This is a genomic window from Bradyrhizobium campsiandrae, from assembly GCF_014529705.1.
Lineage (GTDB): Bacteria > Pseudomonadota > Alphaproteobacteria > Rhizobiales > Xanthobacteraceae > Bradyrhizobium > Bradyrhizobium campsiandrae.
The window spans coordinates 44,214-61,271 of sequence record NZ_JAANIH010000019.1 but is presented as its reverse complement, the minus strand read 5'-3'; the positions used below and the strand labels follow the sequence as shown (position 1 = coordinate 61,271).

The window sequence follows — 17,058 nt, the reverse complement described above, 5'->3', positions numbered from 1 at the left end:
TTTCTCTTAACGCAGTCCCGCACGGAATATGCGCAGTGCGATGCCCTGTGCGAGTGGCGGAGCTGTGCCAGCGTAGGGGCTGACGACATGAAGAACGACGACAGGCGTGGATCGAGCATCGACCGGCGGAACCTGCTGCAGGCGGGACTTGCTGCGGCCTTTGCCGCGCCGCTGGGCGCATGGGGTGCGCAGGCCTTCGTGCCGCAGGCGCCGGTGTCCGGTATCGACTTCTCGGAATTTCCGCTGTGCCGGACGGCGTCGGACGCCCCCGCGCTGACTGGCGCGCCGCGCAAGCTGAAGCTGTCATGGAATGCCGGCGCGGTCTGCCTCGCGCCGGTGCCGGTCGCCATCGAGCATGGCTTCTTCCAGAAGCAGAATCTCGACGTCGAGCTCATCAACTATTCCGGCTCGACCGACCAGCTGCTCGAGGCGATCGCGACCGGCAAGAGCGATGCCGGCCTCGGCATGGCGCTGCGCTGGCTGAAGCCGCTGGAGCAGGGCTTTGACGTCAAGATCGCCGCCGGCACCCATGGCGGCTGCATGCGCGTCCTGACCCGGGCGGACTCCGGCGTCAACAAGCTCGCCGATCTCAAGGGCAAGATCGTCGCGGTCGGCGATCTCGCCGGCCCCGACAAGAACTTCTTTTCAATTCAGCTCGCCAAGCTCGGCATCGATCCCACCAAGGATGTCGACTGGCGCGCCTATCCCGGCAATCTGCTGGACGTCGCGGTCCAGAAGGGAGAAGTTCAGGCGTTCCTGTCGTCCGATCCGCTGGGCTATCTCTGGCTCAAGGACAGCCAGTACAAGGAAGTCGCCTCCAATCTCGACGGCGAATATCGCGACAAGAGCTGCTGCATCCTCGGCCTGCGCGGCAGCCTGGTGCGCGACGAACCTCAAGTCGCCCGCGCGCTGACCCAGGCGCTGCTCGACGCTGCGATGTTCACGGCGCAGAATCCGAGCGTGACGGCAAAATCGTTCCAGCCCTATGCGCCGAAGACGGCGACGCTTGCCGACATCGAAGGCATGGTGCGTTACCACACCCACCATCATCATCCCACCGGTGAGGTGCTGAAGCGCGAGCTCAAGGCTTACGCCGACGACCTCAAGAGCGTGCAGGTCTTCAAGCAGAGCACCGACACCGCCAAATTCGCGGAGCGCATCTATGTCGACGTATTCTCTGTCTGATGGGCTTGCGTCCGGCGCGCCGCGCTCCTCGCGCGCGCCGCTGCTTGCAACATGGCTGCGGGACTCCGGCATCGGTGTTCTCGCCAGCGTCGCCTGGATCGCTCTCGGCCTCTCCTGCCTGTGGTGGGAGGATGTCGGCGACTGGTCGCGCACGCATTCGCTCGGCATCGCCGCCTTCGTCATTGCGGCGGCCGCCCTGTTCGGGACCGTCGGCGCCGATTATCTCGGTTCGGCGGGCAGGGCGCTTCGCCAGCGCGCGCCCTGGCTCGTTGCGCTCGGCGCCTTCCTGACGCTGTGGGAGGTCGCGACCGCAAAGTTCGCGTGGCTGCCGCTGCCGTTCTTCCCCCCGCCGCAGGCCATCATCGAAGTCTATACTGACGATCTGCCGAAACTGCTCGACAGTGTCATTGCCTCGGTCAAGCTGCAACTCGGGGGCTACATCATCGGCGCGGCGGTCGGCTTCTTGACCGGCGTCTCGATCGGCTGGTCGCGCGCGGTCGGCTATTGGGTACATCCGGTGCTGCGCTTCATCGGCCCGCTGCCGGCGACCGCATGGCTACCGATCGCCTTCTTCACGTTCCCGTCGAGCTGGAGCGCATCGACCTTCCTGATCGCGCTGGCGACGGGCTTCCCCGTGACCGTGCTGACCTGGTCCGGCGTGGCGAGCGTCAGCAGCGCCTATTACGATGTCGCGCGCACGCTCGGGGCAAAGCCGTCCTTCCTGGTGCTGAAGGTCGCAATTCCCGCCGCGCTGCCGCATGTCTTCGTCGGACTGTTCATGGGGCTCGGCTCGTCCTTCGCGGTGCTCGTCGTCGCCGAGATGATCGGCGTCAAGGCCGGCCTCGGCTGGTACCTGCAATGGGCGCAGGGCTGGGCCGCCTACGCCAACATGTACGCGGCGCTGATCGTGATGTCGCTGCTCTGCTCCGGCGCGATCACGCTGCTGTTCGCGATCCGCGACCGTCTGCTGGTCTGGCAGAAGGGGACGGTGAAATGGTAGCCGCAGCCGCACTGGCCGAACCGATCGTTCACCCCTCCGTTGGCGCCGCGCTCGACATCGAGCAGGTCAGCCATGCCTTCGACATCGACGGCGCAGCGCTGCCGGTGCTCGACGATGTCAGCATCTCCGTCGAGCCCGGCGAGTTCGTCGCGCTGCTCGGCCCTTCCGGCTGCGGCAAGTCGACCTTGCTGCGCCTCGTCGCGGGCCTCGACAAGCCCAAGGCGGGAAGCCTGCGCGAGGACGAGGCGCGTATCACCCGGCCACACCCGTCGCGTGTCGTCGTGTTCCAGGATCCGACGCTGTTTCCCTGGCGGACGGTCTGGGACAATGTCGCGTTGGGACTCGAGGCGCAGGGCATCTTGAAAAGCCAGCGCCAGCGTGTCGACGACGCGCTCGACCTGGTCGGGCTGGCGTCGTTCCGCAATGCCTATCCGCACCAGCTTTCCGGTGGCATGGCGCAACGCGTCGCGCTGGCGCGGGCGCTGGTCAACGATCCCAAGATCCTGATCCTCGACGAGCCGCTGGGCAAACTCGACTCGCTCACCCGCATCACCATGCAGGCCGAGCTGGTGTCGCTGTGGCAACGCAAGGGCTTCACCACGCTGCTCGTCACGCATGACGCCGAGGAGGCGCTGGTGCTCGCGGGCCGCGTCATCGTCTTCAGCGAGCGCCCCGCGCGCGTGAAGGCCGACATCCGCGTCGACCGGCCCTATCCGCGCCATCGCGGCGATCCGTATCTGGCCGATCTGCGTCGTCAGATCCTCGGCCTGTTGGGACTCGATGCGACATGGTAACTTCCGTAGCCAAAGGGCGCACGCCCCATAGCGAACCCGATTACATCGCGCGGGCCGAGGCGCTGGCCGAAGGCTTTGCTGCGCGCGCGGCCGAGCACGACCGCGCCGCGAGCTTTCCGTTCGAGAATTTTCGCGAGCTCTCCGAAGCTGGCCTGTTGTCGCTGACGGTGCCGGCTGCGTTCGGCGGCGCCGGGGCCGGCGCGCGATACGCGACACGCGTGCTCGGCATCGTCGGCAAGGCCTGCTCGTCGACGGCGCTGGTGCTGTCGATGCATTACATCAATCATTTCGTGATGGCGCGCAGCCCGAGCTGGCCGGTGCGGCTATCGCGCAAGCTCGCCCAGGAAACCGTTGAGGGTCTTGCGTTGATCAATGCGCTCCGTGTCGAGCCCGAGCTCGGCTCGCCCGCGCGTGGCGGACTGCCGGCAACCATCGCGCGGCGCACCGAGACCGGGTGGCGCCTCTCCGGCCACAAGATCTATTCGACGGGCTCGCCGATCCTGAAATGGTATCTGGTCTGGGCGCGCACGGACGAGGCCGAGCCGCGCGTCGGGCAGTTCCTGGTGCCGGCGGGTCTTCCGGGCACGCGTATCGTCGAGACCTGGGACCATCACGGCCTGCGTGCCAGCGGCAGCCACGACGTCATCTTCGACGACGTCGTGATCCCGCTCGACGCCGAGATCGATGTCCGCAAGCCCGCCGATTGGCGCGCGCCTGATGTCGCGCAGGCAACCGTGCACGCCCTCTTCGTCGCCGCGATCTATGACGGCATTGCCCGAGCGGCGCGCGACTGGCTGGTCACCTTTCTGAAGACGCGGGTGCCCGGCAGTCTCGGCGCGCCGCTGGCGACCTTGCCGCGCGCCCAGGAGATCCTCGGCGGCATCGAGGCGCGGCTCGCGATCAACGCACGTTTGATCGACAGTTTTTCCTCCGATTTCGACGACGGCTTGCAGCTGAGCGCGATCGAGTCCAACATCATCAAGCTGACGGTGACCAATAACGCCATAGCCGCAGTGGAGGAGGCCTTGTCGCTGACCAGCAATCACGGTCTGTCGCGCAAAAATCCGCTGGAGCGGCATTACCGGGACGTGCTCTGCGGCCGCGTCCACACCCCCCAGGACGACGCCACCAAAATCACGGCCGGGCGCGCAGCGCTAGGCCACTGACCATCGCTTACAAGGAGTTCCCGATGTCGGTCGAGTTCATCGGCTTTATCGCCAATAGCAATGCTTCCGAGACCATCGTGCGCCAGGGACCGGTGCTCGATCCGAACTATATCGAGACGGTGGCGAAGGCGCATGAGCTCGGCGGCTTCGACCGCGCCTTGCTGGCGTTCCATTCGACCACGCCGGATTCGCTCCAGGTCGCCCAGCATGTGCTGGCCATCACCAGGAAGCTGAAGGTGATGATCGCGCAGCGCCCGGGCTTCACGGCACCGACGGTGCTGGCGCGCCAACTCGCCACGCTCGACCAACTCTATGACGGCCGCGTCTCGCTGCACGTCATCACCGGCGGCAACGCAACCGAGCTGCGCCAGGACGGCAATACGTTGGACGACAAGGACGAGCGCTATGCCCGCACCAGCGAGTTCCTCGACATCGTGGGGCTGGAATGGACCAGCGAGAAACCGTTCACCTACAAGGGCAGGTACTACCAGGTCGAGAACGGCTTTTCGCAGGTGAAGCCACGGCAAGCGGGCGGCATCTACACTTTCGTCGGCGGCGGCTCCGATGCCGCGATCGAGGTCTCGGGCAAGCACGCCGACACGTTTGCGCTGTGGGGCGAATCCTACGCGCAGGTGCGCGAGGTCACTGCGCGCGTGCGTGCGGCGGCGGCTAAGCATGGGCGGCCGAGCCCGCGCTTCAGCCTGTCGGTGCGGCCGATCCTCGCCGATACCGAGGAGAAGGCCTGGAAGAAAGCCGAAGGGATCCTTGAGCGCGCCACCGCGCTGCAGGACCAGACCGGCTATCGCCGGCCCAATCATGCGACCGAGGGCGCCAAGCGGTTGCTCGCGGCGGCCGACCAGGGCGCGCGCATCGACAAGCGGCTGTGGACCGAGATCGCAAAGCTCACCGGCGCCAATAGCAACACCACGGCGCTGGTGGGCACGCCCGAGCAGGTCGCCGAAGTGTTCGCCGACTATTACGACCTCGGCGTCAGCCACTTCCTGATCCGCGGCTTCGATCCGCTTCCCGATGCGATCGACTATGGCCGCGAATTGATCCCGCTGACTCGCAAGCTGATTGCCGAGCGCCCGGCCGCTCGCGGAGAGGCCGCGGAATGATCCGCCTCATGCTGGCCGGCGCGCTGCTGTTCGGTTCGCTGGAACTGGCGGCAGCGCAAACCACGCTGCGCGTCGGCGATCAGAAGGGCAATTCGCAGGCCGTCATGGAAGCGGCAGGCGTGCTCAAGGACGTGCCCTACAGGATCGAGTGGAAGGAGTTTCCGGCGGCTGCGCCGCTGCTGGAGGCACTGGGCGCCGGCGCGATCGAGACCGGGCTCGTCGGTGACGCGCCCTTTACGTTTGCCGCTGCCTCCGGCGCACCGGTGAAGGCAATCGCCGCGATCCGGCAGACGCGCGAGGGGCTCGCGATCCTCGTGCCCGAGAATTCGCCGATCAAGAGCTTCGCCGATCTGCGCGGCAAGAAGATCGCAACCGGCCGCGGCTCGATCGGGCACCAACTGATCCTCGCCGCACTGGAAAAGAACGGCTGGAGCGCGAGCGACGTGCAGATCGCGTTCCTCGCCCCCTCCGATGCCAAGATCGCCTATACGCAGGGCTCCGTCGATGCATGGTCGACCTGGGAGCCCTATGTCAGCCAGGAAGAGGTGCTGTTCAAATCGCGACGTGTCATCACCTCCGAAGGCCTGACACCGGGTCTGAGCTTCCAGGTGGCAAGGCCCGACGCCATCCGCGACAAGCGCGCGGAGCTGACCGACTTCATCCGCCGTCTCACCGTGGCACGCGCCTGGTCGCTGAACAATATCGACGGCTATGCGGCGACCTGGGGCAAGCTGATGAACATCCCCACCGCCGTGCCGCAAAACTGGCTGTCGCGCGCAAAGATCCGGATCGCGCCGATCGACGACGGCGTGGTCGCCGACGAGCAGGGCACCATCGATCTCTATTTCCGCTGGGGCCTGATCAAGCAGAAGCTGGATGCGGCGGAGATCGTCGACCGCTCGTTTGCCGATGCGATTGCGAAGGCAGGGTTGTAGCTGTCGGACGGCGAGGGGGGCTCTTCGCAAGTTCGGTTTCGTAGGGTAGGCAAAGGCGCACTTGCGCCGTGCCCACCATCTCTCTCAATCGCGAAGATTGCGTGGGCACGCTCCGCTTGGCCCACGCTACGATACTGTCTCCGGGGCACGCGATCTCACGAGGTCATCAAGCGCCTGTGAGGGGAGGACGGGGTTTCTCGCATCGCGACCATCCTCGAAGCATTCCTTCTGCCTTCCGAACCAACGACAAAACCCTCGTTACTATTTGCGTCACACCCCTTGCAGCATCCCGCACCTCGTCAAAAATCAGTCCGACGACCACATCGGGAGACCGGCCATGGGCCTGCAAGAAACAAAAATCGAATCGCTTCCCTTCGTCACCGCTGAACTCAACTATCTCGCGCCCGTTTCGGGCAAGCCGCGCACCTACGCCTTCGATCCACCGCCGGGCGAGCCGAAAAGCACCTCGCTGCCGGAGCCGCACCGGGTCCCGATCTTCGATGCGCGCCTGATTGCAGATCATTTCTCGCTCGATCGCGAAGGCTTTGCGCTGGTACGGCACCCCAATCAGGTGAAGGATTTTTACAACGATGAGGAAATCCGCGCCGTCTATTATCCGGCCGTCGAGGCGTTCCTGCGCGCGACGCTGAAGGCCGACCGCGTCTTCATCTTCGATCACACGGTCCGCAGGCGCGTCGAGGGCGCTCCTGACGTTCGCGACGGGGGCCCGCGTCAACCCGCGACGCGCGTGCACGTCGACCAGACTGCCGTCTCTGGCGCCAACAGGGTACGCGAGCATCTGCCTGACGAGGCCGAGGAACTGCTCAAGGGGCGCGTGCAGGTGATCAATCTCTGGCGGCCGATCCGCGGTCCGTTGCGCGACTCGCCGCTCGCCATGGCCGACGGCACGACCGTTGCCCCTGAGGATCTCGTCGCTTCGGATCTGATCTATCCCAATCGTCGCGGCGAGACCTACTCGGTGAAGTACAATCCGGACCATCGCTGGTTCTATTTCCCCGAGATGACGCCTGATGAGGCGCTGCTGCTCAAATGCTATGACTCAGCAACGGACGGCCGCACCCGCTTCGGGCCCCACACCGCCTTCGTCGATCCGACCACGCCTGACGATGCTGCCCCGCGTGAGAGCATCGAGGTGCGCACGCTGGTCTTTCACAAACAGTAACAATGTGTGATGGCACTGCCGGGCATCGCCCGGCAGTGTTCCCGGAACCATCGGGAACTTGACGACGTTGCAGCGCGGGGCAGGGCCAACCGGGAGCGGTGCCGTGCGAACGCAGCCGACACTCTTGTTTTGTCTGACCACTTTCTCGCTTTCTGCATTTTCCCTCGCCCACGCCGAAAGCGGACTTGCCTCATATTATGGATACGGAAAGGCCGCCAAGAACGGCGAGCTGACCTGTGCGCACCGAACGCGCCCGTTCGGCAGCGTGCTGAAAGTGTCCTATAGCGGCCGGACCATCCAATGCCGCGTCAATGATCGTGGCCCCTTCATCCGCGGTCGCATCGTCGATCTCTCGGTGCCGGCCGCTCGTGCGCTCGGCATGATGAGCGCCGGCGTGGTGCGCGTCTCTGTGGAATAGACTGGCCATCGGGCTATAGTGCCGCCCAAAGCAAGGGGAGGGGCGTCATGGCCAGGATCAAGGTCGGTCTCGTCGGCTGCGGCTTCGTGTCGGAGCTGCACATGTATGCGTTCCGGCGCGTCTACGGCGTCGACGTCGAGGTTGCGGCGGTCGCCGCGCGCGGCGACCATGTCGTTGCGTTCGCCGCCGACCATCACATTCCGCGTGTCTATCGCAGCTTCGCGGAGCTGATTGCCGATGCCGATCTCGATGTCGTCGACATCTGCACGCCGCCCAATCTCCATGCCGGAATGATCGTCGCCAGCATGCAGGCCGGCAAGCACGTCATCTGCGAGAAGCCGTTTGCCGGCTATTTCGGCCGTGAGGGCGACAGGCAGCCGATCGGCAAGCACGTGCCGAAGGCGCTGATGTACGAGCGCGTGCTGGAGGAGATGGAGGCGACGCGGACGGCGATCGAGCGGACTGGAAAACTCTTCATGTATGCCGAGGACTGGGTCTACGCGCCCGCGGTGACCAAGATCGCGGAGATCATCAAGGCGACAAAGGACAAGATCCTGTTCATGAAGGGTGAGGAGAGCCATTCGGGCTCGCACGCGGCCCATGCCGCGCAATGGGCGATGACCGGCGGCGGATCGCTGATCCGCATGGGCTGCCATCCGCTCTCGGCCGTGCTTTATCTCAAGCAGGTCGAGGCGCGCGCGCGAGGGGAGAAAATCCACGTCGCCAGCGTTACCGGCGATGTCGGCAACGTCACAGCCGTCCTCAAGCCGGAAGAGCGCACCTACATCAAGGCCAATCCCGTCGATGTCGAGGATTGGGGCACGCTGACCGTGACCTTCTCCGACGGCACCAAGGCCACCGTGTTCTCCGGCGACATGATCATGGGCGGCGTGCGCAACCTGATCGAGACCTACACGTCGGGCGGCTCGCTGTTTGCCAACATCACCCCGAACAATCATCTGATGAGCTATCAGACCAGCGAGGAGAGACTCGCAAGCATCTACATCACCGAAAAGGTCGACCGCAAAACCGGCTGGCAATATGTCTGCCTCGAGGAGGAATGGACGCGCGGCTATCTCCAAGAGATCCAGGATTTCATGGAATGCGCCGCAACGGGGCGCCAGCCACTGTCGGACCTCGCGCTCGCCTATGAGACGATCAAGGTGAACTATGCCGGCTATTGGGCGGCGGAGGAGGGGCGGCGGGTGGTGTTGTGAAGCCGAGAGAAGTCGCGCCAACTCCGCTGCTAATCCTTCTCCCCTTGTGGGAGAGGGTGCACCGTCTTCGTGGCTGGCAATAGCTACGCCCCGTAGGTCGAACCCTTCGGCAGCGGAAACACCGGATCCTGGGTGCGGATGTTGGTCGGCCACACCACCGAGATGTGCTCACCCGCGTTCTGCATCACCACCGGCGTCGAACGTTCGTTCTGGCCTGAGAGCGGCGTGCCGGGCGGGAAGAATTTCACGCCGTAGCCCTGGATGGTGCCGCCGGGCGGGATGTCGACGTCGAGCGCCGCCTTGCGGATGGCCTCCGGCTCGAAGCTGCCGTACTTGTCCTTGGCGACCGGCAACACGTTGTTGAGCAGGACCCAGGTCTGGTTGAAACCCATCGAGCAGTGCGGCGGCACCTCGGTAGCGCCGGTCTTGGACTTGTAGCGCGTGACCATCGCGTTGATCAGATCGCCCATGCCGGGCGCGAGCTTGGCGGGATCGAGCAATTGCGCCGGCACCGGATCGATGTTGCAGAAATTGTCGATGTCGGCGCCGAAGGTCGCACGCAGCTTGTCGAGCTGGCTGTAGCCGGCGCCGGCGCCGAACAGCATCTTGAACCGAAGTCCGCTCTCGCGCGCCTGCCGCAGGAACAGCGTGATGTCGGGGTTGTAGCCGGCGTGCGAGATCACATCGACCTTGGCGCGCTTGAGCTTCGTGACGAGCACCGAGAGATCGGGCGCCGAGGCAGAGTAGCCTTCGCGCAGCACCACCTGGATGCCGGCCTCTTTCGCATAGGCCTCGTCAGCCGCGGCAACGCCGACGCCATAGGGGCCGTCCTCGTGGATCAGCGCGACCTTGACGTCCTTCGGCTCCATGCCGAGCTTGCCCTTGGCGTGCTCGGCGAGGAAGCCGGCGAACGCCTGGCCGTACTGGTCGGAATGGATCTGCGCGCGAAACACATATTGCAGGTTCTTGTCCTTGAACACGGCGGTCGACACCGCGGTCGTGATCCAGAGGATCTTCTTCTGCTGCTCGACCTTGGCCGCCATCGGCACGGCGTGCGCGCTGGAATAGACGCCGTTGATGATGTCGATCTTCTCCTGGCTGATCAGGCGCTCGGCCTCGTTGATGGCAACGTCGGCCTTGCTCTGCGAGTCGGCGGGGACCGGCACGATCTTGGTCTTGCCGCCGATGCCGCCCTTCTCGTTGACGAGATCGATGGCGATCTGCGCGCCGACCGAGGAGGCGACCGAGCCGCCCGCGGCGAACGGTCCGGTGAGGTCGTAGATCAGGCCGATACGCAAATTCTCGGCTTGCGCCTGGGCCCGGGTCCAATCGAGGCTGAGTGTGGCGGCGGCAGCCGCCGTACCCTTCAGCAGCTGCCTGCGTGAAGTCGGCATCCTATCCCTCCCTCCGGTCCGTCGTTTGCGACCGCCTTTATGCATTTTTCGCAGTATTCGGTAGGGTATGGCGGAAAGTCAACATGCACCGCAGTAGGCAATCCGGACTTGCGGCAGATGTGAGGTGCTCACGTGAAACATCGACCGGGCCGCTGGACCAATTTCATCGTTACAACCTTAGATGCATCGTATGAGATAATGCCCGCGAATTATCCGGGCGGTTCTTGCGGTGTGACACTCCGTCGACCCGAGATCCTGTCTCCAGCTCGCACCGAACGACGCGTTATCCGACCGATCCTTTCGACAGATTGTTTTTCGGGTCATTCATGACAGGAGCGAATTATGACAACAGTGGTTACTCTTGACGTATTTTCAGGCCTCCCAAATCCATCCTTGCAGCTTAGCGACGTCGACGAGCGGGAGCTGCATGATCGTTTGGCTGTTGCGACGACCATGACGCACGAGCGCCCGTCCGGGGTGGTCGGCGGTCTTGGCTATCGCGGCTTTCTGATCTCGTCGCACGACCCCACCATGACGGCCGCAGGAACGCTGCGTGTTCACGAAGGGTTGGTCGATCGTGGCATAAGTCTCGCTAACGTCGTCGACAACACCGAGATCGAACGGTTTCTACTCGGCAAGTTCAAGCCGCGACTTGGCCAGGACGTGCATGATCATGTTCATGCCGGCATCGCCAGCGTAACGCAGTTTGGCGCGGCGGCAGCGCCTGCCGCCTGCCCGCAATGCGACGCGGCCGACGCACCCGTCTACAATCCCGCGCCCTGGAACAACCCGACCGTTCAGCCGCACAATAACTGCTACAACTATGCCAACGATCAGATCACGAACACATTTGCGCAGCCAGGCAGGGCGCATGGACAGCAGGCCACGGTCATGGACTGCGCTCACGTGCAGGCCGGGGCAGTCGCGGACGGACTGGCGGTGGCTGCGCACGGCTTCGGCGGTCCTCTGGCGCCGGGCCAGGGCTGGTATGTTGCGCTTGTGATTTGGCCTGGCGCTGACTACCATTGGTACCGACAGGACAAGAATGGGTGCTGGTCGCACAAGCCCGGACAGACGGCAGCCAGGAATGTGGACAATGCCGGCCACACCATTTCGGATCCGAACAGGTGCAATCGCGGTCCTTATACTATCTTCTGCGATTACATGGTCACGAAGCGCGGCCTGTCGATCGCCTGAGCACCAGATCGAGCTTGCCGGCGTCTTGTCGAAAGCCAGTGGCACAAAGAGTCGGATGGATTCAGCCATGACGCCGGTGCTCAACGTCGAAGTCGATATGTTCTCGGGGCGTCCCAATCCTCGCCTGCGTCTCGGAGATGGGGAGGCGACCCGCTTGCATGCGCTCATCGCCCGGCAGCGTTCCGTGCTCAACGACGTGAGGACCGCCGATCAACTCGGGTTCAGAGGCTTCATCGTTACGAACGAGAACACCGGTGAAATCTATCGCGTCCGCGGCAGAGTGCTGCAGATGGGCGAGAAGACTTATCTCGATCGTAATGGCGAAATCCAGTCCTACGTTTTGTCGATCCTGCCGCAGGATGTGAGAGCGATGCTATTGCCGCTACTTGACGCCCGCTGAGGCCGAACGACGCCTGGGCTGGCCATGGCATCGACCTCCGGAACAGCGTTCTGTCGATCATGGACATGCCCGAGGCCGGCCGCCAGGTCATCTACGGCCTCGTCATCATCTTCATGCTGCTGGTCTACGGCCGCGGCGAGCGGGTCACGAACTGACGCCGCACCATCACAGAAACGGCGACGCCAGGGCCGGGGTTTCTGTCAGGGCGTGAGCGGCGTATTCGAGCGCAGATCTGATCTGCGCGCGGGTTGACGGGCCGCAGATGCAGATCCTGACGGCTTCGGGCGGCGGGTCACTCACGACAAAGGCGTCGCTTGCAACGACGCCGACGCCGGTCTGCCGCATATGCTCCACGAAAGCCGAGCGCCGCCAGGGCGTGGGCAGGTCGACCCACAGGTTGAAGCTCAGGGGATCGCCGCGATAGGAGCCCTTGGGCAGGATCTCGGCGGCGAGCTTTTGCCGCGCCGACGTCTCGGCGCGAATGAACCGCAACATCGTGTCCGCGGTGCCGTCCTCGATCCAGCGTGTTGCGATCGCCACCGTGAGGGGAGATGCCATCACGGTCGCCGCCCGGAGCGCCGAGGCAAACGGCCAGGCCGCGCGCGTATCGGGCACGACGACGTAGGCGGCACGCAGGCCTGCGCCGATGCACTTTGCGAGGCCCGCGACGTGCCAGGTCAGATCGGGCGCGATCGCGGCGAAGGGCGCGTGGCCGTGGCCATGCTCCGGGATGAAGCCGTAGGCGTCGTCCTCGATAATAGGCAGCTTGAAGCGCCGCGCGATCGCGACGATCTCGCGCCGTCGCGAGTCCGGAATCGTCAACGTCGTCGGATTCTGCAGCGTCGGATTGAGGTAGATTGCCTTGGGCTTCAGCTTCTTGCAGGCATCGGTCAGCGCCTGCGGCTCGATGCCATCCTGATCCATCGGCAGGCCGACGAGTTTGAGGCCGAGCTGCGCGGCGATCGACCTGATCCCGGGATAGGTGATGGCCTCGCATAGCACCATCTCGCCCGCCTTCGCGAGGATCGAGAGGATGCCGAGCAGCGCCGGATGGGCCCCGGGCGAGACGAAGATACGGTTCTGTGCCGGCACCAGCGCGCGGCGGCCGAGCCAGCTCGAGGCGGCATCCTTGTCGGCCTGTGTGCCGCCAAAACCCTGGTAGCGCAGCAGCGAGACGACATCGCGCAGCACATGCTCGGCGCCGGCCTGCATGCGTTCGATCAGTTCAGGGTCGTCGGGCTCGGGCGGCAGGTTCATCGACAGGTCGACGGGGCGGGGCGGAAAGCTCGCCGCCGAACGCCGCGGCCGCGGCTTGTCGCGCACGAAGGTTCCCTGTCCGACCTTGGATTCGATCAGCCCGCGCTTCTGCGCCTCGACATAGCCGCGCGCGACGGTGGTGAAATCGACGTCGAGGCGCTTGGCCAGTTTCCGCTGAGGGGGCAGGCGGTCGCCGATCACAAGCCGTCCGGCCGCGATGTCGTCGGCGATCGCGTCTGCGATGGCGAGATAACGCGGCTTGTCACTGCTCGAGAGATCAGGTCGCCAGTCGGCCATTGCTCGGTTCCGGTCAATTACGTCAGCAGAATTGACTGTATATTGTTGCGAGCGTTGAGACAATTGTATTGCGTGTTTTGATCGCCTTGACGAGGTGTTCCGACTGAGCGCGTTGCACATAGATCGGGCGCGCTGCTCAGTATTTTTCAGGCACTATTTTTCGATCACGACGCGAGCGTCGCCAAATCCAGTCAGGTCTCCATTCAACATTGAATGGATAAATGAATGCATATTGTATGGTTTGATGATTTGTAGTGCAGAACGCTGCTTGGCACATTGATTGCAAAACCTGATCTCGATCCGGGAGGCCGGACGTGAACAGGAGGTGTCTATGCCAGCAGTGAACATGCCCGCGCGTCAGAAGGGCGACTTTCTCGTCGACTATGAAGAGAAGGTTTTCGAGGACGTCAAAGCAAAACCGGGTGAGAAGGCGCTGGTCACCTTCCACACCGTCGCGTTCGAGGGTTCCATCGGTCTCGTCAATATTCTCCAGGCGCTGCGCCTGAAGCGGAAGGGCTTTGAGACCTCGGTTCTGCTTTACGGCCCCGGCGTCACGCTCGGCATTCAGCGCGGCTTTCCGAAGATCGGCGACGAAGCCTTCCCCGGCGCGCAGAACTTCAACAACCAGCTCGCAAAGTTCATGGACGAGGGTGGCAAGGTCTATGCCTGCCGGTTCGCGCTGCAAGCGCTTTACGGTCATGGCGAGCCGTCGCTCATTCCCGGCATCCGGCCGATCAATCCGCTCGACGTGCTCGACCTCATCCTGCTTCACCGCAGGGACGACGCGTTCATGCTCCACACCTGGACCGTCTGAGCTCGGCTAGCTCGCGCGACGGACGAGGGAGGATACAGTGACAGTGAGACGCACGATCAGGGCTGGCGCTGTTCAGATCGCACCGGATCTGGACACGCCGACCGGAACGGTCGACCGGATCCTGGCGGCCATCACGGAGGCGGCGAGCAAGGGAGTCCAGTTCGCCGTTTTTCCGGAGACGTTCGTTCCCTGGTACCCGTATTTCTCCTTTGTCCGTCCGCCGGTCCTCAGCGGCGCCGAGCACATCCAGCTCTACGACAACGCCGTCATCGTGCCTGGTCCGGTGACGGATGCCGTTGCGCAGGCGGCGAAGCGCCACGGCATGGTGGTCGTGCTCGGCGTCAACGAGCGCGATCACGGCTCGCTCTACAACACCCAGCTCGTGTTCGATGCGAACGGCGCGCTTCTGCTGAAGCGCCGCAAGATCACGCCGACGTTTCACGAGCGCATGATCTGGGGGCAGGGCGACGGCGCCGGCCTGAAGGTGGTCGAGACCGCGGTCGGCCGTGTCGGCGCGCTGGCCTGCTGGGAGCATTACAACCCGCTCGCGCGCTACGCGCTGATGGCCCAGCACGAAGAGATTCACGCGGCCCAGTTTCCGGGGTCGCTGGTCGGACAGGTCTTCGCCGATCAGATCGAGGTGACGATCCGGCATCATGCGCTCGAAAGCGGATGCTTCGTCGTCAATGCCACGGGTTGGCTGACCGAGGAGCAGATCGCGAAAATCTCGCCCGAGGAGGGTCTGCGCAAAGGCCTGCGCGGCGGCTGCATGACCGCGATCGTCTCCCCCGAAGGCAATCACCTGGTGCCGCCGCTGACCAGCGGCGAGGGCATCCTTGTCGCCGATCTCGATCTGGCCTTGATCACCAAGCGCAAGCGGATGATGGACTCGGTCGGCCACTACGCCCGGCCGGAGTTGCTGTCGCTCGTATTGAACGACAGCCCCGCGCGTCCGATGCACGGCTTTCACCCGAACCGCCTCACGTCCAATCCGAAAGACCAATCAGATGAGACCGCAGATGCCGCTACCTCAGGCGATGCCGACCGAGCAGCTGATCAACGAGTTGCAGTCCTTCGGGGTCCGGCTCGCTGATCCCAAGACCGGCGGAACCAGCCGCCGCGGCGGTGCCGGCCCGTCGGATCACACGCCGTTCACGATCGACGGCGCCACCGTGATGATTCCCGTCCACAACGCGCCGGCCTTCGAGAGTCCTTATCTCGTCGAGCGGCCTGACGAGGCCGGGCGCAGCCGCATCTCGCGTGACGGTGTGGTGCTCGCGGACGTGTCGTTTCCGTTGCGCCCCAAATTCTACGACCGCACCACCGAGGACGGCGTTCCCTATTGGAAGATCGCGACCCTGCACGGCCGCGACGTTCTCGCCACCACGGTGCTGCAGACCTGCATTCGCTACCAGAGCCGCACCAAGACCTGCCAGTTCTGCGCCATCGGCCAGTCGCTTGCGGCGGGACGTACGGTCGAGCGCAAGAAGCCGGCACAACTCGCTGAAGTCGCCAAGGTCGCCGTCGAGCTCGATGGTGTCAGGCACATGGTGATGACGACCGGCACGCCGCACACGTCCGATCGCGGCGCCGGCATCCTTGCGGAGAGCGCGGAGGCGGTGAAGGCCGCCGTCGACCTGCCGATCCAGGCGCAATGCGAACCGCCTGATGATTTTGCCTGGTTCCAGCGCATGAAGAATTCGGGCGTCGACGCGCTCGGCATGCATCTGGAGGTGATCGGGCCCGCCGTGCGGCAAAGGATCATGCCCGGCAAGGCGCAGGTCCAGGTCGAGCAATACATGGACGCGTTCGCGGCGGCCGTCCCGGTGTTCGGCCGCGGTCAGGTCTCGACCTATATCCTGGCTGGACTTGGCGATGAGCCCTCCGAAATTCTCGCGCTGTCGCGGCGGCTGATCGATCTCGGCGTCTATCCCTTCGTCGTGCCGTTCGTACCGATCGCCGGCACGCCGCTGGAGAGCCATCCGACGCCGTCTGCCGCGTTCATGCATGAGATCCTGCGCCCCCTCGCCGAGATGCTGCGCGCCGGCGGCCTGCGCGCCACCGACATCAAGGCAGGCTGCGGCAAATGCGGCGCCTGCTCGGCCCTATCAACCTATGAGCGGGGAGCAAGTGCATGATGTTCGAGCCGTTCAAGCCGTTCGTTGCGCCGGAATTCCAGGTGAAGTTCGCAACCGAAGCCTGGGAGCGCAACGCCGCCGCGGCCTTGCGCCGCAAGGTGTTCTGCGAGGAACAGGGCGTGTTTGCGGGCGATGATCGCGACGCGACTGACGATGTCGCCATCCCGCTCGTGGCCGTCTCGCTGCTTGGCGTCGCCGAGGACGAGGTCGTCGGCACCGTGCGCATTCACGCCGATGACCACGAGGCAGATGTGTGGTGGGGCTCCCGCCTCGCCGTCGAAAAGGGTTATCGCCGGCTCAGCGCGGTTGGCGCCGGTCTGATCCGGCTTGCCGTCTCGTCTGCGCATGCGCGCGGCTGCCGGCGGTTCCTTGCCAATGTGCAGAGCCAGAACGCGCTGCTGTTCCAGCACATGCACTGGCGGTCGCTCGGCGAATTCGAGCTTCATGGCCGGCCGCACCATCGCATGGAGGCCGACCTCGACCACTACCCGCCGTTCCGCACGCCCGAAACCGGGTTCCTGTCACTGGCAAAGCTGGCGGCCTGA

General features: G+C 64.5%; 17 protein-coding genes and 1 pseudogene. 16 read left to right on the top strand and 2 right to left on the bottom strand.

Translation table 11 applies throughout. The features are described 5' to 3' along the window. Positions 1-87 precede the first annotated feature (87 nt). From G8O24_RS16235 to G8O24_RS16195, 9 genes are all read left to right on the top strand, one after another. Entirely contained in the window at positions 88-1,185 is a 1,098-nt protein-coding gene (locus G8O24_RS16235; RefSeq protein ID WP_188100894.1) for an ABC transporter substrate-binding protein, read from the top strand. Continuing rightward, the gene (locus tag G8O24_RS16230) at positions 1,163-2,185 is read left to right on the top strand and encodes an ABC transporter permease (RefSeq protein ID WP_188100893.1); all 1,023 of its coding nucleotides are present in this window, start codon (positions 1,163-1,165) and stop codon (positions 2,183-2,185) included. The genes G8O24_RS16235 and G8O24_RS16230 overlap by 23 nt, the downstream gene beginning before the upstream one ends. Then, a complete protein-coding gene (locus G8O24_RS16225; RefSeq protein ID WP_188100892.1) occupies positions 2,179-2,979 on the top strand; it encodes an ABC transporter ATP-binding protein in 801 nt (266 codons plus the stop codon). Before G8O24_RS16230 ends, G8O24_RS16225 begins: the two co-directional genes overlap by 7 nt. Then, positions 2,973-4,145 (top strand): acyl-CoA dehydrogenase family protein, encoded by a 1,173-nt coding sequence (locus G8O24_RS16220; protein WP_188100890.1) that lies wholly within the window; start codon positions 2,973-2,975, stop codon positions 4,143-4,145. Before G8O24_RS16225 ends, G8O24_RS16220 begins: the two co-directional genes overlap by 7 nt. 23 nt (positions 4,146-4,168) lie before the next feature. Then, entirely contained in the window at positions 4,169-5,263 is a 1,095-nt protein-coding gene (locus tag G8O24_RS16215) for an LLM class flavin-dependent oxidoreductase (protein ID WP_188100889.1), read from the top strand. Continuing rightward, entirely contained in the window at positions 5,260-6,198 is a 939-nt protein-coding gene (locus tag G8O24_RS16210; protein ID WP_188100887.1) for an ABC transporter substrate-binding protein, read from the top strand. The genes G8O24_RS16215 and G8O24_RS16210 overlap by 4 nt, the downstream gene beginning before the upstream one ends. A 337-nt stretch (positions 6,199-6,535) precedes the next feature. Then, positions 6,536-7,381: a CmcJ/NvfI family oxidoreductase gene (locus tag G8O24_RS16205; RefSeq protein WP_188100886.1), complete on the top strand. Its 846-nt coding sequence runs from the start codon at positions 6,536-6,538 to the stop codon at positions 7,379-7,381. Between the two features lie 103 nt (positions 7,382-7,484). Continuing rightward, a complete protein-coding gene (locus tag G8O24_RS16200) occupies positions 7,485-7,799 on the top strand; it encodes a septal ring lytic transglycosylase RlpA family protein (RefSeq protein WP_188100884.1) in 315 nt (104 codons plus the stop codon). Between the two features lie 47 nt (positions 7,800-7,846). Next, positions 7,847-9,016, top strand: a complete 1,170-nt coding sequence (locus G8O24_RS16195) for a Gfo/Idh/MocA family protein (protein WP_188100883.1) — start codon at positions 7,847-7,849, stop codon at positions 9,014-9,016. 83 nt (positions 9,017-9,099) lie between these two features. On the opposite strand, the gene G8O24_RS16190 is transcribed toward G8O24_RS16195, so the two are convergent. Beyond that, positions 9,100-10,410 carry an ABC transporter substrate-binding protein gene (locus G8O24_RS16190; RefSeq protein ID WP_188100881.1) on the bottom strand — a complete coding sequence of 437 codons (1,311 nt, stop codon included), beginning with the start codon at positions 10,408-10,410 and terminating at the stop codon, positions 9,100-9,102. 342 nt (positions 10,411-10,752) lie between these two features. Here G8O24_RS16190 and G8O24_RS16185 point away from each other — a divergent pair, with 342 nt between their 5' ends. The 3 genes and pseudogenes from G8O24_RS16185 to G8O24_RS16175 all read left to right on the top strand — a co-directional run. Beyond that, positions 10,753-11,607 carry a hypothetical protein gene (locus G8O24_RS16185; RefSeq protein WP_188100879.1) on the top strand — a complete coding sequence of 285 codons (855 nt, stop codon included), beginning with the start codon at positions 10,753-10,755 and terminating at the stop codon, positions 11,605-11,607. Positions 11,608-11,674: 67 nt separating this feature from the next. Beyond that, positions 11,675-12,007 (top strand): hypothetical protein, encoded by a 333-nt coding sequence (locus G8O24_RS16180; RefSeq protein WP_188100877.1) that lies wholly within the window; start codon positions 11,675-11,677, stop codon positions 12,005-12,007. A gap of 29 nt (positions 12,008-12,036) precedes the next feature. Then, positions 12,037-12,162, top strand: a pseudogene (locus G8O24_RS16175) (ABC transporter permease); the annotation flags it as partial. 10 nt (positions 12,163-12,172) lie between these two features. On the opposite strand, the gene G8O24_RS16170 reads toward G8O24_RS16175, so the two are convergent. Then, the gene (locus tag G8O24_RS16170; RefSeq protein WP_188100876.1) at positions 12,173-13,561 is read right to left on the bottom strand and encodes an aminotransferase-like domain-containing protein; all 1,389 of its coding nucleotides are present in this window, start codon (positions 13,559-13,561) and stop codon (positions 12,173-12,175) included. A 331-nt stretch (positions 13,562-13,892) separates the two neighbouring features. Between G8O24_RS16170 and G8O24_RS16165 the strand changes: the two genes are divergently transcribed. Genes G8O24_RS16165 through G8O24_RS16150 form a run of 4 tightly spaced genes read left to right on the top strand, consistent with a single transcriptional unit; the run spans position 13,893 to position 17,058 of the window. Further along, positions 13,893-14,375, top strand: a complete 483-nt coding sequence (locus tag G8O24_RS16165; RefSeq protein WP_188100874.1) for an MSMEG_0572/Sll0783 family nitrogen starvation response protein — start codon at positions 13,893-13,895, stop codon at positions 14,373-14,375. Positions 14,376-14,412: 37 nt separating this feature from the next. Next, entirely contained in the window at positions 14,413-15,468 is a 1,056-nt protein-coding gene (locus tag G8O24_RS16160) for a Nit6803 family nitrilase (RefSeq protein ID WP_188100872.1), read from the top strand. Further along, entirely contained in the window at positions 15,395-16,513 is a 1,119-nt protein-coding gene (locus tag G8O24_RS16155) for an MSMEG_0568 family radical SAM protein (RefSeq protein ID WP_188100871.1), read from the top strand. Before G8O24_RS16160 ends, G8O24_RS16155 begins: the two co-directional genes overlap by 74 nt. Further along, positions 16,510-17,058, top strand: coding sequence for an MSMEG_0567/Sll0786 family nitrogen starvation N-acetyltransferase (locus G8O24_RS16150; protein ID WP_188100868.1), 549 nt, complete (start codon positions 16,510-16,512; stop codon positions 17,056-17,058). Before G8O24_RS16155 ends, G8O24_RS16150 begins: the two co-directional genes overlap by 4 nt.